We start from the raw sequence: 14,844 nt of genomic DNA on the forward strand, positions 1-14,844 counted from the left end.
GCTGATATGGATTTCTTCGATATGCTGGTCAGCATCCTCGGCTCGACCGTCCGTCTCACCATCCCGCTGCTCTTCACCGCACTTGCCGGGCTCTTTTCCGAACGCGCGGGCGTGTTCGATATCGGCCTTGAAGGCAAGATGCTGGCGGCGGCCTTCGCCTCCGCCTGCGTCGCCTATCTCACGGCAGATCCATGGGCCGGTCTGCTGGCGGGCATCACTGTTTCCATCCTCTTCTCGTTGATCCATGGTTTCGCCGTCATCACCAATCGCGGCAACCAGATCGTGTCGGGCGTGGCGCTGAACTTCATCGCCGCCGGCCTGACGGTGGTTCTGGGGCAAGCCTGGTTCGGGCAGGGCGGCCGCACGCCGCAATTGCCGTCCGAGGGCCGCTTTGCGCCGATCATCCTGCCGGGTGCGGATGCGATGCGCGAGGTGCCCTTCATCGGCCCGCTCTATGCCAATGTCATTTCCGGCAACAATATCCTCACCTATCTCGCCTTTCTGGCTGTGCCGCTCTCCTGGTGGGTGCTTTATCGCACCCGTTTTGGCCTGCGTCTGCGCGCCGTGGGTGAAAACCCGGGCGCGGTGGATACGGCCGGCATTTCGGTGACATGGATGCGCTTCCGCGCCGTCATCGTCGCCGGTTTCCTCTGCGGTTTTTCAGGCGCCTATCTCGCCGTTGCGCAGTCGGCGGCCTTCATCGCCAACATGTCGGCCGGCAAGGGCTATATAGCGCTTGCGGCGCTGATCTTCGCGAAATGGAAGCCGGTGCCGGTCATGTTCGCCTGCCTGCTTTTCGGTTTTCTGGATGCCTTCGCCAACTTCATGCAGGGCAAATCCGTGCCCGGTATCGGCGAGGTGCCGGTGCAGATTTTCCAGGCCATGCCCTATATTCTGACCTGCATCCTGCTTGCCGGTTTCATCGGCGTCGCCAAGCCCCCCAAGGCCGGTGGCGTTGCCTATGCGAAGGAGCGTTAAATCCATGTCCCGAGATCCGATGTCCCATGCCCTGTTCGAGGCAGCGGTGGAGGCCATGGCCTTTGCCCACGCGCCCTATTCGAAATTTCCGGTCGGTGCGGCGATCCGCGCCGAAGACGGCAAGATTTACAAGGGCGCCAACATCGAGAACCTCTCCTTCCCGCAGGGCTGGTGCGCTGAACCTTCCGCCATCAGCGCCATGATCATGGGTGGGGCAAAGAAGATCAGCGAAATCGCGGTCATCGCCGAAAAGCTTGCTCTTTGCCCACCCTGCGGCGGCTGCCGGCAGAAGATCGCCGAATTCGCGACGCCGGACACGAAAGTCTATCTCTGCGACGAAACCGGCGTGCAGAAGGTCATGACCATGGAAGAGCTTTTGCCCTTCAGCTTCAAGACAGAGCTGCCCTGATGCCGGATACGCTGATCGATATTCTGGTGGAGCGCCTGAACGGCCTGATGCCGCGCGTCGCCATTGTCCTCGGCTCGGGCCTCGGTTCGCTGGTGGAAGACGTCAGCGATCCGATCCGGGTGCCCTATGCCGAACTTCCCGGTTTTCCCGCAAGCGGCGTTTCCGGCCATGCGGGCGAGCTGGTGGCGGGATATCTTGGGGGTGAGCCGGTCATGATGCTCTCCGGCCGGGTGCATTATTACGAAAAGGGCGATCCGTCCGCCATGCGCGCGATCATCGGGGCGCTGGCCGGTCTCGGCGTGCAGTCGCTCATCCTCACCAATTCGGCAGGTTCGGTCAGACAGGATATGCCGCCCGGCTCGGTCATGCAGATCACCGATCACATCAACTATTCCGGCATGAACCCGCTGATCGGCGAGGAAAGCGACCGCCGCTTCGTCGGCATGACCACCGCTTACGATCCCGATCTGATGCTTGCCATGCGCAACGCCGCCATCCGTGCCACAGTGCCTTTGTTCGGCGGCGTCTATATGTGGTTTTCCGGCCCGAGCTTCGAAACACCGGCGGAAATCCGCCTGGCGCGGCTGCTGGGGGCGGATGCCGTTGGCATGTCCACCGTGCCGGAAGTCATCCTTGCGCGCTTTTTCGGGATGCGCGTCGCCGCCGCATCGGTTATTACCAATTACGGTGCCGGCATGACCGGCGCGGAACTGAGCCATGAAGAAACCAAGGACATGGCTCCCGTGGGCGGCAAGAGGCTTGCCGCCATTCTGAAGGAAATGATCGCAGGAGGAGCGTGACCATGGAACTCCAGCGTCCGCGCGAAGCGGCTGCCCTCACCCTGTCCTTGCTGGACCTGACCAATCTCAAGGAAGACTGCACGCCCGAGCAGATTGCCGCTCTGTGCCAGCGGGCGCATACAGAGTATGGCAATACGGCCGCAATCTGCATCTGGCCGCGCTTCGTGGCGCAGGCCCGTGCGGCGTTTGGAAAAGACCACGCTATCCGCATCGCCACGGTCGTCAATTTTCCTTCGGGCGATCTCGACATCGCGACCGTGGTTGCGGAAACCGAGGCGGCGATCCGCGACGGCGCTGACGAAATCGATCTCGTCATTCCCTATCGCAAATTCATAGCCGGCGATGAAACGGCGGTGTCCACCATGGTGGCGGCCGTTCGCAAGGCCTGCGTTGCACCCGTGCTGCTCAAGGTCATTCTTGAAACCGGCGAGTTGAAGGACAAGGCGCTCATCCGTCGCGCATCGGAACTCGCCATTGCCGAAGGGGCCGATTTCATCAAGACCTCGACCGGCAAGGTTGCCATCAACGCCACGCTGGAGGCCGCCGACATCATGTTGCAGGCGATCCGCGACAGCCGGCAGAAGGTGGGCTTCAAGCCCGCCGGCGGCATCGGCACGGTGGAGGACGCCACGCTTTACCTCAGGCTTGCGGAAACCATCATGGCGCCCAACTGGGCCATGCCGTCCACCTTCCGTTTCGGCGCTTCCGGTGTTCTCGATGATGTGCTGAACGTGCTGGCCGGCGGCGAGCCCGCCAAGGCCGCCAGCGGGTATTGAGCTTGATCCCGCAGGAAATCATCCGGCGCAAACGCGATGGCCTGTCACTTGAGCCTCGGGAGATTGCCGCTTTCATAGAGGCGCTTTCGAAAGACGGCATCTCTGAAGGGCAGGCGGCTGCTTTTGCCATGGCGGTCTTCTTTCGCGGCATGAACCGGGATGAGATGGTGGCGCTGACCCTGGCGATGCGCGACAGCGGTGAGGTCCTGTCCTGGAGCGATCTCGGCAGGCCGGTGGCGGACAAGCATTCCACCGGCGGCGTCGGCGATAATGTCTCCCTGATGCTCGCCCCCATCGTGGCCGCCTGCGGTCTCGCCGTGCCGATGATTTCCGGCCGGGGCCTTGGCCATACCGGCGGCACGCTGGACAAGCTGGAAGCGATCCCCGCTTACGACGTCATGCCGGACGAGGCGTTGTTTCGCCGGACGGTAAAGACGGTCGGCTGCGCCATCATCGGCCAGACGGGCGATCTCGCCCCAGCCGATAAACGCCTCTATGCCATTCGCGATGTGACCGCGACGGTGGATTCCATACCGCTGATCACGGCCTCCATCCTGTCGAAAAAGCTTGCGGCCGGGCTACAGACGCTGGTTCTGGATGTGAAGGTCGGCAACGGTGCTTTCATGCAGAGCGTCGAGGATGCCCGCAATCTCGCCCACGCGCTGGTCGATGTGGCGAACGGCGCAGGCCTGCCGACAACGGCGCTGATAACCGACATGAACGAGCCGCTTGGCGATGCCGCCGGCAATGCGGTCGAAATCGTCAATTGTCTGGATTTTCTGGCCGGCCGCAAGGCAGGCACCCGTCTTGAAAAGGTCGTCCTGTCCTTTGCGGCGGAAATGCTGATGCAGGCGCAAAAGGCGGCCACGCTGGAGGAAGGAGAGGCGCTGGCGTCAGCTGCGCTCTCCTCCGGCCGGGCGTTGGAAATCTTTGCACGGATGGTTTCGGCACTCGGCGGCCCATCGGATTTCGTTGAGCATCCGTCCCGTTATCTGCCCTCTGCGCCGGTCATTCTCCCGGTTCTGGCGGAGCGCAGCGGGTTGCTCGCCTCCTGCGCCACGCGCGATCTTGGCATGGTTGTCGTTGAACTCGGTGGCGGCAGGAAAAAGCCATCGGACACGATCAATCCTTCCGTCGGTATCTCGGACATCCTGCCGCTCGGCGCGAAAGTGGAAAAGGGCGCGCGGATCGCTACCGTTCATGCCGCTTCGAGGGACGAAGCGCAACATGCCATGAAAAGGGTAGCTGCCTGCTACGGAATTGCTGACAGCGCGCCTGAGATCGGTGCGGCCGTTCTTGAGCGGATCACCTGACCAGCCGCATCTCGCCGCCCGATACCTTGAAGGACGATAGTTGTTTGAGGAAGCTCATGCCGATCAGCATGTTGCCGAGCGCATTGTCCTTCAGCACCATGGCGTCGACATTCTGAACCCGGATAGTGCCTATCTCCACCCGGTCCAGTTTCACATAGGCAGCCATGGTCTGACCATTCGCCGTTGAAATCGCATATTTATAATCGAGGCTGTTGACGCCGTAACCGAGCCGGCGCGCAATCGTCTCGTTGATGGCGACCATGGAAGCGCCGGTATCGACAAGCCCGTCGAAGGATTTGCCGTTGACGCGGAAGGCGGCATTGAAGTGGCCGCGCGCATCCGCTTTCAGACTGACGCCGCCAAGGGAGACGGACTCCGGCTTGGCTGCTTCGGGTCTGGCTTCCGCTTTCTCGATGCTGGCTTCCGGGCGCGGCTGAAATTTTTCCACCAGAGCCGGAATCTGCGTCGCACCGACCGAAAGCCCAACAAGCAGAAAAATCGCGCGCGTCAGCAAGTCTTTGCTCCTCCAGGGGCAGGTTATTCTTGCCCAGAATAGACGCAAAACATGCTGAATCCTTAAAAGAAAAAGCCATTCGCCGCTGGTGGAAGCGGCGAATGGCTCAAACGGTTAAGCGATGATGAACGGGTTTATTTAGTGCCGTACATGCGGTCGCCGGCATCGCCGAGACCGGGAACGATATAACCCTTCTCGTTCAGATGGCTGTCGATCGCGGCGGTGTAGATATGCACATCGGGATGCGCTTCACGGAAGTTCTTGATGCCCTCGGGCGCCGCCAGCAGACACAGGAAGCGGATGTTCTTCGCACCGCGCTCCTTCAGCTTCTCAACGGCGGCGATAGAGGAATTGCCGGTTGCCAGCATCGGATCGACAACGATGATAAGGCGCGCATCGAGGCTTTCTGGAGCCTTGAAGTAATATTCGACGGCTTCCAGCGTGTCATGATCGCGATAAACACCGATATGGGAAACACGCGCCGAAGGCACGAGCTCGAGCATGCCTTCCAAGAGGCCGTTGCCGGCGCGCAGGATGGAGGCGAAAACCAGCTTCTTGCCTTCGAGCACGGGGGCCTCGATGGTTTCGAGCGGCGTATCGATGGTTTCCATCGTCATCTCAAGGTCGCGCGTCACTTCATAGCAGAGCAGCGTCGAAATTTCCCTGAGCAGGCGGCGGAAGCCGGCGGTGGAAGTTTCCTTCTTGCGCATGATGGTAAGTTTGTGCCGCACCAGCGGATGTTCGATGACTGTGACGCCGTCCATGAAACTGGCCTTCCTTTTTATCTTATGCCCTGTAATTCACCGAAAGTGCGTTTTTCGCAAGCCTTCTTCGCGGTTTTACCCCCGCGAACCGCAGCGTCAGGCGCCATCGAGTTTCGCAAGCAGTCGCGCACGTGTTGCCTCGTCCACGAAGGCGCATTCCAGTGCGGTCCGTGTCATGCGATTGATCTCGGCATCGCTGAAGCCGAACTCGTCCGCAGCCAGCGCATATTCCCGTGCAAGCGACGTGAAGAAGAACGGCGGGTCGTCGGAACTGATGCAGACGCGCACCCCGGCGTCGCTCAGAGCTTTCAGCGGGTGGCTGGCAAAATCGGGATAGACGTTGAGCGCGATGTTAGAGCCGGGGCAGACTTCCAGAACCGTTCCCGCCTCGACCAGCCGGGCGATGAGACCGGCATCTTCGATGGCGCGCACGCCATGCCCGATGCGGGACGGCTTGACGAGGTCGAGCGCATCGGCAACGCTTTCCGGTCCGCAAACCTCGCCGGCATGAATGGTCAGCCCAAGGCCGGCATCGCGGGCGATGTCGAAGGCGGGTGCATAATCGGCGACGCGGCCCATGCGCTCCTCGCCGGCCATGTTGAAGCCCGTCACCAGCGGATGTTGAGCGCGTGCCGCAAATTCCGCCGCGGCGATTACCCGTTCCGGGCCGAAGTGACGCTCGCCGGTGACAATGATGCGGGTTTCGATCCCCGTTTTTTCCCTTGCGATGCGGATGCCTTCGGCAATGCCGGCCAGATAGGCGTCGGCGCCAAGCCCGATGCGGTCGCCGTGATCGGGCGAAATGATCAGCTCGCTATAGATGGTATTGGCTTGCGCAAGTTCGGTCAGGTAGGTTTCAGTCAGGACGGCATAATCCTCATCCGTCTTGAACACCTGCGCCACCGCGTCATAACAACGGATGAATTCGGCGAAATCCGACCAGACATATTGGCCGTCCCTCAGAAAACCGCTGGTGTCGATACCGTATTTCTCCGCCTGTTTAGCGACGAGGGCGGGCGGGGCCGCACCTTCGATGTGGCAGTGAATTTCCGCCTTCAGCAAATGCGATGTCAAATGAAGCTCCTGCCGTGAGAACCGGCCTCGATGCCAAGATGGTGGGCGATGCTTTCGCCGATATCGGCGTAGCTTGAACGGATGCCGACATCGCGTGAGCGAATGCCCGGTCCGAATGCCATGATCGGCACCCTTTCCCGTGTATGGTCGGTGCCCCGCCAGGTGGGGTCGCAACCGTGATCGGCGGTCAGAAGGGCGATGTCACCCGGCGCCATCTTGCGATGGATTTCGGGGATTCGCGCATCGAAGGCCTCAAGGGCGGCGGCGTAACCGGCAACGTCCCGGCGATGGCCATAAAGCATGTCGAAATCGACGAAATTGGTGAAGACGAGATCGCCGTTTTCGGCCTCATCGATAGCCTGCAACGTCGCATCCATCAGGGCGCTGTTGCCATTTGCCTTGATGACGCGCGTCACACCCTGATGGGCGTAGATATCGCCGATCTTGCCGATGGCGTGCACTTTTCGGCCGGCCTCCACAAGCCTGTCGAGCAGGGTCGGTTCCGGTGGCAGAACGGAGAAATCGCGACGGTTGCCGGTGCGTTCGAAGGTCGCCACCGTTTCGCCGATGAAGGGGCGGGCGATGACGCGGCCGATATTCAAAGGATCGAGCAGCTTGCGCACCGTCTCGCAGAGCGAGATGAGGCGCTCCAGACCGAAATGCGTTTCGTGCGCGGCGATCTGGAAAACGGAATCGGATGAGGTGTAGCAGATCGGTTTACCGGTCCTGATATGCTCTTCGCCGAGCGCAGCGATGATCTCGGTACCGGAAGCATGGCAATTGCCGAGGATGCCGGGAATATTAGCCTCCCTGCAGATCGCCTCCACCAGTTCCGGCGAAAACGCATCGCCTTCCGTCGGGAAATATCCCCAGTCGAAGGTGACGGGCGTACCGGCGATCTCCCAGTGGCCGGACGGCGTGTCCTTGCCCTTGGAGATTTCGCTGGCGGAACCGTGCAGGCCGAAAATGCGCTCCGGCGGTTCCATGCCGGCGGGAATGTCGCCGCTTGCCTGCCGCGCAATCTCCAGCAGGCCGAGCGAACACATGTTCGGCAGTTTTAACGGACCCGAGCGAAGCCCCGCTTTGTTGGCAGCGCCTGCTGCACAGAATTCCGCGATATGGCCGAGCGTGTTTGCGCCAAGATCGCCATAGCGCTCCGCGTCGGGTGCGCCGCCGACGCCGAAGGAATCCAGAACGAGAAGAAATGCTCTTGCCATAACTCACCGAAACAAAATGCGCCGACGGGCAATGTCAGGCCGAACTGTCGTTATAGATCAGCAAAACGTGAAGAAGAAAGTGATTTTATGAACCATCCGGTAAAACCGGCTGCTCAATCCTCGTCCCGTTTCGGTTTGGGGGCGTTGAGGTTGCGCAGGACATACCAGCCCGCAGCCACCACCATCGCCGCCAGAATATACCACGTAACGGCATAGGAGAGATGGTTGTTGGGGAAGGTGAGCATGGTCTTGCCGCCGACCGGCAGGCCGCCCGGATTGGGTGTCGCATCGGCATCGACATAAAACGGCGCGACATCGGAAAGGCCGGATGCCTGCGAGATTTGCGGGATGTTGCGGGAATACCAGCGGCCATTTGCCGGATCGTTGGTGCGCAGGAAAAGCCCACCGGTTTCGGGCGCGCGCATCAGCCCGACGACCTCGACATTTCCGGCCGGTTCGCCTTCCTGGCGGGAGGACGGGTCGCGCCTGTCGGACGGCACGAAGCCGCGATTGACGATGATGCTGGAGCCATCGTCCCGCTTGAGCGGCGTCATCACCCAGTAACCGGGGCCGAGGTCCGTGACCGTATAGACCTGAACCTCCCTGTCATTGAGGAAGGTGCCGGACAGTTTCACACGGCGATATTCGTATTCCGCCGGATCGCCGAGCGCCAGCCATTCTTTGGCGGCAGGGGCGTCGACGGGATCGGCATGGGCACGGGCTTCGACCCGCTCGATAAGATCGAGCTTCCAGGAAAGGCGCTTGACCTGCCAAGTGCCGAGCGCGAGCAGCAGACCCGTCAGAACAACGGTCAGGAACAGGACGACGATGGCCGCAGGGCGGATGCGCCGGTTATGGGGTGTGGTTTCGCTCATGTCACGGTCCTTGCGAAGCGCGCCCGGCAGAGACCAGTCTGCTTTGGCGGGTTTCCTGGAGCATTTCCAGGAAAAGTGGAACCCGGTTTTCCGTCCGGAAATGCGCTAAAACAAAGAGTTAGAGTGTTTTTGCGATTCGAGGAAAAGCAAAAAAACTCTAGCGCCCGCCATGCGCTTCTTCCAGCAAATAACCCCATAAATCGCACCAGGATTCATGGGGTTATGTGTTGGCGCGAAGGCGGCCCGCCGGAAACCCGGCAGGCCGTAGGTCTCTGCTGCTCAGGGCAGGTTTTTCACATCCTCGATGTGCAGCGGCATCATGTTCTTGTTCATGTTGTACATGACCCAGAGCGAGCCGGAGAGCGTGATCAGGAGCACCACGACGGTGAAGATCAGCGCCATGAAGGTCCAGCCGCCTTCGGACTTGGTGTCCATGTGCAGGAAGTAGATCATGTGCACAAAAATCTGGATGACGCCGAGACCCATGATGGCGATGACCAGCAGGGTCTTGTTTTCAAGAACGTCGCCCATGACCAGCCAGAAGGGGATCGCCGTCAGGATAACCGACAGGACGAAGCCGATCATGTAGCTCTTGAAGGTGCCATGGCTCGCGCCATCATGGTGATGATGGTCGTCGCCATGCGCGTCGTGATGTGCGTGTGCTTCGGAACTCATCAAAGAACTCCCATGAGGTAAACGAAGGAGAAGACGCCGATCCAGATGACGTCAAGGAAGTGCCAGAACATCGACAGGCACATCAGGCGACGCTTGTTTGCCGCGATCAGGCCGTGCTTGGCGACCTGGAACATGAGCGTGACGAGCCAGATGATGCCGAAGGTGACGTGCAGACCGTGCGTGCCGACCAGCGCGAAGAAGGCCGACAGGAACGCCGAACGCTGCGGACCGGCACCTTCCGCGATCAGGTGATGGAACTCGTAGAGTTCGACCGCGAGGAAGGCGAGGCCGAAGAGGCCGGTCACACCCAGCCAGAGCAGCGTGGCCTTTACCTTCTGCTTTTCCATTTCCAGCATGGCGAAGCCATAGGTGATGGAGGAGAAAAGCAGGAAGCCGGTATTGATCGCCACCAGCTTCAGGTCGAACAGGTCGGCGCCGGAAGGGCCGGCCGCGTAGTTGCGGCCGACAACGGCATAGGTGGCAAACAGCGTCGCGAAGATGAGGCAGTCGCTCATCAGGTAGAGCCAGAAGCCCAGCGAGGTGCCGTTCTCCGGGTGATGGTCTTCCTTCAGGTAGAAGACCGGTGGTTCAGCGCCGTCGACGCTTTGTGCAGGTGTATGAGACATGTTCCGTTACGCCTGTTCCGCGAGCAGCTTGGTACGTTCCGCTTCGACCGTCGAAACGTCGGAAGCTGGAATGTAATAATCGCGATTGTAGTTGAAGGTATGGGCGATGGAGACCGCGATGATGGCGAGCATCGACAGAGCCGCAAGCCACCAGATGTGCCATACCAGGGCGAAGCCGAGAACCACGCTGATGGCGCTGATGATCACGCCGGCGCCGGTGTTCTTCGGCATATGGATCGGGATGAAGCCTTCCTTGGGACGGCTGTAACCGCGCTTCTTCATATCCGCCCAAGCGTCGACATCATGGATGACGGGCGTGAAGGCGAAGTTGTAGGCGGGCGGCGGCGAAGACGTCGACCATTCCAGCGTACGGCCGTTATAGGGGTCGCCGGTCACGTCACGCAGCTGGTCGCGCTTCAGGAAACTGACAATGAGCTGGATGACGAAGGAGGCGATGCCGAGCGCGATCAGGAAGGCGCCGAAGGCGGCGATCACGAACCAGATCTGGAGGGAATTATCCTCGAACTGGCTGATACGGCGGGTAATCCCCATCAGGCCGAGAATATAGAGCGGCATGAAGGCGAAATAGAAACCGATGAACCAGAACCAGAAGGACAGCTTGCCCCAGAAGGGATCGAGACGGTAACCGAAGGCCTTCGGGAACCAGTAGACGATACCCGCGAGCACACCGAACACAACGCCACCGATGATGGTGTTGTGGAAGTGGGCGATCAGGAACAGCGAGTTGTGCAGCACGAAGTCCGCCGGCGGAACGGCGAGGAGAACGCCGGTCATGCCGCCGATGACGAAGGTGATCATGAAGCCGATCGTCCACAGCATCGGGACATCGAACTTGATGCGGCCCTTATACATGGTGAAGAGCCAGTTGAAGATCTTGGCACCCGTCGGGATCGAGATGATCATCGTGGTGATGCCGAAGAAAGCATTCACGCTTGCACCGGAACCCATGGTGAAGAAGTGGTGCAGCCACACGATATAGGCGAGGATGGTGATGACGCCCGTGGCGTAAACCATCGAGGCATAACCGAAGAGACGCTTGCGGGAGAACGTCGCAACGATTTCCGAGAAGACGCCGAATGCCGGCAGAACCAGGATGTAGACTTCGGGGTGGCCCCAGATCCAGATGAGGTTGACATACATCATCGGGTTGCCGCCGAGATCGTTGGTGAAGAAGTTGGTGCCAACGTAGCGGTCGAGGGTGAGAAGTGCCAGCGTGCCGGTCAGGATCGGGAAGGAGGCCACGATGAGGATGTTCGAACACAGCGATGTCCAGACGAAGATCGGCAGGCGCATCATGGTCATGCCAGGCGCGCGCATCTTGATGATCGTCACGATCAGGTTGATGCCCGATAGCGTCGTTCCCACACCGGCGATCTGCAGACCCCAGATGTAATAATCCACCCCGACTCCCGGGCTTCCATCGATGCCGGAAAGCGGCGGATAGGCCAGCCAGCCGGTCTGCGCATATTCACCGATGAACAGCGAGATCATGGTGATGACGGCGCCGGCCGTGGTCATCCAGAAGGAGAAGTTGTTGAGGAAGGGGAACGAAACGTCGCGGGCGCCGATCTGCAGCGGCACGACGAAGTTCATCAGACCCGTGATCATCGGCATGGCCATGAAGAAGATCATGATGACGCCGTGGGCCGTGAAGATCTGGTCGTAATGGTGCGGCGGAAGGTAACCTTCCGATCCGCCCGACGCGATCGCCTGCTGGACGCGCATCATGATGGCATCGGCGAAACCGCGCAGCAGCATGACGAGCGCCAGAATGATGTACATGATACCGATCTTCTTGTGATCGATGCTCGTGAACCATTCATTCCAGAGGTAGCCCCAGAGGCGGAAATAGGTGAGGGCGCCGACGACGGCGATACCGCCCAGAGCCACCGCCGCGAAGGTTGCGACAAGAATGGGCTCGTGAAGCGGGATGGACTCCCATGTCAGCTTCCCGAACAGGAACGACGTTTGATCGGAATTGACGATCATTTTTAGCCTCTTGCGATTCTAAGACATAAGATCGGCGCAGCCATTGGCCGCGCCGCATAATGCCGGGACGTATCCGTCAGCCAGCGACTTGTTTCGTTTCCGGCAGCGCCGCAGGCTCGAAAGTCTGTCCTTCGAGCGCAGCCGGAGTGGATTGGGGACCGCTGGCGACGCCAAAGGGCGCAAGCGGCGTGCAGACGACGGAATTCAGCGCCTTGGCGATGTCGATGCCTTCCTTGCCGCCGCCGCCATTGGCGTCGATATGCATCATGTCACGCATGCAGAGCTTGTTGGGCTCGACGCAGCGGTTGAGGATGGCGCTGTAGAGTTCGGGATCGACCGAAGCGAAATATTGTACCGGCTCGCGCTCCGAAGGCTTGGCAAATTCCAGATATTCCTGGCGGCCGAAGCCCTTGCCGCCCTCTTTCGCCTTGGCAACCCACTGGTCGAAGCCCTGCTGGCTGAGGCCATGGAACTTGAAGCGCATGTGGGAGAAGCCGGGGCCGGAGAAGTTGGCCGAGAAGCCGTCATAAACGCCTTCCTTGTTGATGACCGCGTGCAGCTTGGTCTGCATGCCGCCCATGGCGTAGATCTGGCCGGCGAGCGCGGGCACGAAGAAGGAGTTCATTGCCGTCGTGCCGGTGATCTTGAAATTGATCGGAACATCGACCGGAGCGGCGAATTCATTGACGCTGCCAATGCCGAGTTCGGGATAGAAGAACAGCCACTTCCAGTCCATGGCCACCACTTCCACCGTGATCGGTTTGACATCGGCGGTCACCTGACGGTTCTCGTCGATACGCTCCAGCGGACGATAGGGGTCGAGACGGTGAGTGGAAATCCAGGTCACCGTGCCGAGCATCAGGATGATGGCGACCGGAGCCGACCAGATCACCATTTCAAGGCGCGTGGAGTGGTGCCATTCGGGATCGTAATCCTCGGCCTTTGCCGATTCCCGATATTTCCATGCGAAGAAAATCGTCAGGACGATGACGGGGACGATGATCAGCAGCATCAAGACCGTGGACGTGATGATAAGATCGCGCTGCTGGATGGCGACGTCGCCCGAAGGGTTCATCACCACGAGGTTACAGCCGCTGAGCAGCAGCAGAGCCGGGATTGCCAGAAGGGCGGATAGGATTTTTTTGATCGTGCGCACGTTCTTTGAACTCGTACAGTTTGGATTATGCCGCGAATAATTGCCGAACATCATTTTTCAAATGAGGTATATTGTCGCGGTGCAGCGAAACCTTCGCGATGCACCATGTCTCGGGCAGAGCTGCGTTTAAGGACGGAGCGCGTGCATTATCGCATGGTCAGCTGAGTGGGCAACCCTTTATTGCCAAACTTCAATTGACGTTACGTAGGGTGCGTGTGACAATCCGCCGCATCGTAACGCAACGGAAGAGGAGCCGGCGCGTTACAGGAAATGGTTCGTCCATGACGCAGGAGGGATATTATGAGTTATACGAATGCTGCTCCATCCTTTGGGCAGGCGCCGGAGGCGAACGGAAATGGGGTCGGTCCCGTCAAGGTCGATCCGGATCGCATCACGATTGCGGTCATTCTCGCGAGAATGACGGAATTCTTTGACTTTTTCATCTATGCCATCGCCTCCGCGCTCGTTTTCCCCCACGTCTTCTTTTCTTTCGTCGACCCGCTGACGGCGACGCTCTATTCCTTCGCGGTTTTCTCACTGGCCTTTATCGCAAGGCCTATCGGCTCGCTGATCTTCCTCCAGATCGACCGCAAATTCGGGCGCGCCGTGAAGCTGATGGCCGCTCTCTTCACGCTCTGTGGTTCCACCATGGCGATCAGCTTTCTTCCGTCCTATGCGGAAGCGGGCATGCTTGCCCCCTGTCTTCTGGCGGTATTCCGCATCGGCCAGGGCCTTGGGCTCGGCGGAGCATGGGACGGTCTGGTTTCGCTGCTCGCCATGAATGCGCCGCAGAAACAGCGCGGCTGGTACGCCATGATGCCGCAGATCGGTGCGGCCATGGGCTTCGGTCTCGCCAGCGCCTTTTTCATCGTCTTCGTCACACAGCTTTCCAATGCGGAATTCCTCGCCTGGGGCTGGCGTTTCCCCTTCTTCGTGGCGCTGGCACTGAATGTTCTCGCGCTCTTCGCCCGCCTGCGCATGATCGTGACGCCGGAATTCCAGGCCATGCTGGAACAGCACGAGCTGGAACCGCGCCCCATGTTCAAGATGCTGCGCTCGCAGTTTCCGGTGGTCCTCACGGGAGCGTTCGTGCCGCTGGCAAGCTTCGCGCTCTTCCATCTGGTCACCGTCTTCCCGCTGAGTTGGGTTTCGCTCAACACCAGCCAGCGTGTCTCGGACTTCCTGTTCGTGCAATTCGTCAGCGCCATCATCGCCGGCGGGATGATCGTGGTCTCCGGTATTCTGGCCGACAGGATCGGCCGGCGGAAGCTTCTGGCCATCGCGGCGGTGCTGATCGGCCTTTTCAGTCTGGTTGCACCGGTTCTTCTTGGTTCCGGCGATATTGGCCGTTATCTCTTTGTGCTGATCGGCTTTTCGCTGCTTGGCCTTTCCTTCGGTCAGGCGGGTGGCGCGCTTGCTTCCCGCTTCAGCCGTGAGTACCGCTATACCGGTGCGTCGCTCACGTCGGATATTTCCTGGCTGATCGGCGCCGGTTTCGCACCGCTCGTCGCGCTCGGATTTTCGTCCAAATTCGGCCTTTTCGCGGTCGGCATTTACCTGATGTCGGGTGCGCTCTGCACGCTGATTGCCCTGTGGTTCAGCCGCACGCTGGACATGCCTTCGGAGTGATCCGGGCAATTTAAAAATCCCTGCAGCC

At 60.1% G+C, this 14,844-nt stretch carries 15 protein-coding genes; 6 read left to right on the forward strand and 9 right to left on the reverse strand.

What is annotated here, in order from left to right; all coding sequences use genetic code 11:
• Positions 1 to 6: 6 nt before the first annotated feature.
• The 5 genes from AGR7B_RS00330 to deoA are packed head-to-tail and all read left to right on the forward strand — an operon-like array spanning position 7 to position 4,276.
• Positions 7 to 978: an ABC transporter permease gene (locus AGR7B_RS00330; RefSeq protein WP_003493080.1), complete on the forward strand. Its 972-nt coding sequence runs from the start codon at positions 7 to 9 to the stop codon at positions 976 to 978.
• Between the two features lie 19 nt (positions 979 to 997).
• Entirely contained in the window at positions 998 to 1,387 is a 390-nt protein-coding gene (locus AGR7B_RS00335) for a cytidine deaminase (protein WP_003524353.1), read from the forward strand.
• A complete protein-coding gene (locus AGR7B_RS00340; protein ID WP_080855762.1) occupies positions 1,387 to 2,187 on the forward strand; it encodes a purine-nucleoside phosphorylase in 801 nt (266 codons plus the stop codon). The genes AGR7B_RS00335 and AGR7B_RS00340 overlap by 1 nt, the downstream gene beginning before the upstream one ends.
• A gap of 2 nt (positions 2,188 to 2,189) precedes the next feature.
• Complete coding sequence (gene deoC, locus AGR7B_RS00345; protein WP_003524355.1) at positions 2,190 to 2,963, forward strand: deoxyribose-phosphate aldolase; 774 nt, start codon at positions 2,190 to 2,192, stop codon at positions 2,961 to 2,963.
• On the forward strand, positions 2,960 to 4,276 hold the full coding sequence (deoA, locus tag AGR7B_RS00350; RefSeq protein WP_080855763.1) for a thymidine phosphorylase: 1,317 nt from the start codon (positions 2,960 to 2,962) through the stop codon (positions 4,274 to 4,276). The genes deoC and deoA overlap by 4 nt, the downstream gene beginning before the upstream one ends.
• Here the strand turns inward: deoA and AGR7B_RS00355 are convergent.
• The 9 genes from AGR7B_RS00355 to cyoA form a co-directional block, all read right to left on the reverse strand.
• Entirely contained in the window at positions 4,269 to 4,790 is a 522-nt protein-coding gene (locus tag AGR7B_RS00355; RefSeq protein WP_080855764.1) for a TIGR02281 family clan AA aspartic protease, read from the reverse strand. The two genes, deoA and AGR7B_RS00355, sit on opposite strands and share 8 nt — an antisense overlap.
• A gap of 134 nt (positions 4,791 to 4,924) precedes the next feature.
• Positions 4,925 to 5,554 (reverse strand): uracil phosphoribosyltransferase, encoded by a 630-nt coding sequence (gene upp / locus AGR7B_RS00360; RefSeq protein ID WP_003524359.1) that lies wholly within the window; start codon positions 5,552 to 5,554, stop codon positions 4,925 to 4,927.
• A 96-nt stretch (positions 5,555 to 5,650) separates the two neighbouring features.
• The gene (locus AGR7B_RS00365) at positions 5,651 to 6,628 is read right to left on the reverse strand and encodes an adenosine deaminase (RefSeq protein WP_080855765.1); all 978 of its coding nucleotides are present in this window, start codon (positions 6,626 to 6,628) and stop codon (positions 5,651 to 5,653) included.
• The gene (locus tag AGR7B_RS00370) at positions 6,625 to 7,845 is read right to left on the reverse strand and encodes a phosphopentomutase (protein ID WP_065654760.1); all 1,221 of its coding nucleotides are present in this window, start codon (positions 7,843 to 7,845) and stop codon (positions 6,625 to 6,627) included. The genes AGR7B_RS00365 and AGR7B_RS00370 overlap by 4 nt, the downstream gene beginning before the upstream one ends.
• A gap of 113 nt (positions 7,846 to 7,958) precedes the next feature.
• Complete coding sequence (locus AGR7B_RS00375; protein WP_065654759.1) at positions 7,959 to 8,720, reverse strand: SURF1 family protein; 762 nt, start codon at positions 8,718 to 8,720, stop codon at positions 7,959 to 7,961.
• A gap of 279 nt (positions 8,721 to 8,999) precedes the next feature.
• Complete coding sequence (cyoD, locus tag AGR7B_RS00380) at positions 9,000 to 9,395, reverse strand: cytochrome o ubiquinol oxidase subunit IV (protein WP_003514416.1); 396 nt, start codon at positions 9,393 to 9,395, stop codon at positions 9,000 to 9,002.
• Positions 9,395 to 10,021 carry a cytochrome o ubiquinol oxidase subunit III gene (gene cyoC, locus AGR7B_RS00385; RefSeq protein ID WP_065654758.1) on the reverse strand — a complete coding sequence of 209 codons (627 nt, stop codon included), beginning with the start codon at positions 10,019 to 10,021 and terminating at the stop codon, positions 9,395 to 9,397. Before cyoC ends, cyoD begins: the two co-directional genes overlap by 1 nt.
• Before the next feature lie 6 nt (positions 10,022 to 10,027).
• Positions 10,028 to 12,031 (reverse strand): cytochrome o ubiquinol oxidase subunit I, encoded by a 2,004-nt coding sequence (gene cyoB, locus AGR7B_RS00390; protein ID WP_065654757.1) that lies wholly within the window; start codon positions 12,029 to 12,031, stop codon positions 10,028 to 10,030.
• A gap of 76 nt (positions 12,032 to 12,107) precedes the next feature.
• The gene (gene cyoA / locus AGR7B_RS00395; protein ID WP_065654756.1) at positions 12,108 to 13,238 is read right to left on the reverse strand and encodes a ubiquinol oxidase subunit II; all 1,131 of its coding nucleotides are present in this window, start codon (positions 13,236 to 13,238) and stop codon (positions 12,108 to 12,110) included.
• Positions 13,239 to 13,487: 249 nt separating this feature from the next.
• Here cyoA and AGR7B_RS00400 point away from each other — a divergent pair, with 249 nt between their 5' ends.
• The gene (locus tag AGR7B_RS00400; RefSeq protein WP_065654755.1) at positions 13,488 to 14,816 is read left to right on the forward strand and encodes an MFS transporter; all 1,329 of its coding nucleotides are present in this window, start codon (positions 13,488 to 13,490) and stop codon (positions 14,814 to 14,816) included.
• Positions 14,817 to 14,844: the final 28 nt, after the last annotated feature.

The organism is Agrobacterium deltaense RV3 (assembly GCF_900013505.1).
Taxonomy (GTDB): domain Bacteria; phylum Pseudomonadota; class Alphaproteobacteria; order Rhizobiales; family Rhizobiaceae; genus Agrobacterium; species Agrobacterium leguminum.

What these genes read in the sequence shown, in the direction of transcription:
- AGR7B_RS00335 (WP_003524353.1), top strand. Translation starts at nt 998, where the DNA reads ATGTCCCATGCCCTGTTCGAGGCAGCGGTGGAGGCCATGGCCTTTGCC.
- AGR7B_RS00375 (WP_065654759.1), bottom strand. Translation starts at nt 8,720, where the DNA reads ATGAGCGAAACCACACCCCATAACCGGCGCATCCGCCCTGCGGCCATC.
- cyoC (WP_065654758.1), bottom strand. Translation starts at nt 10,021, where the DNA reads ATGTCTCATACACCTGCACAAAGCGTCGACGGCGCTGAACCACCGGTC.
- cyoD (WP_003514416.1), bottom strand. Translation starts at nt 9,395, where the DNA reads ATGAGTTCCGAAGCACACGCACATCACGACGCGCATGGCGACGACCAT.
- upp (WP_003524359.1), bottom strand. Translation starts at nt 5,554, where the DNA reads ATGGACGGCGTCACAGTCATCGAACATCCGCTGGTGCGGCACAAACTT.
- cyoB (WP_065654757.1), bottom strand. Translation starts at nt 12,031, where the DNA reads ATGATCGTCAATTCCGATCAAACGTCGTTCCTGTTCGGGAAGCTGACA.
- AGR7B_RS00330 (WP_003493080.1), top strand. Translation starts at nt 7, where the DNA reads ATGGATTTCTTCGATATGCTGGTCAGCATCCTCGGCTCGACCGTCCGT.
- AGR7B_RS00400 (WP_065654755.1), top strand. Translation starts at nt 13,488, where the DNA reads ATGAGTTATACGAATGCTGCTCCATCCTTTGGGCAGGCGCCGGAGGCG.
- AGR7B_RS00370 (WP_065654760.1), bottom strand. Translation starts at nt 7,845, where the DNA reads ATGGCAAGAGCATTTCTTCTCGTTCTGGATTCCTTCGGCGTCGGCGGC.
- deoC (WP_003524355.1), top strand. Translation starts at nt 2,190, where the DNA reads ATGGAACTCCAGCGTCCGCGCGAAGCGGCTGCCCTCACCCTGTCCTTG.
- cyoA (WP_065654756.1), bottom strand. Translation starts at nt 13,238, where the DNA reads ATGTTCGGCAATTATTCGCGGCATAATCCAAACTGTACGAGTTCAAAG.
- AGR7B_RS00340 (WP_080855762.1), top strand. Translation starts at nt 1,387, where the DNA reads ATGCCGGATACGCTGATCGATATTCTGGTGGAGCGCCTGAACGGCCTG.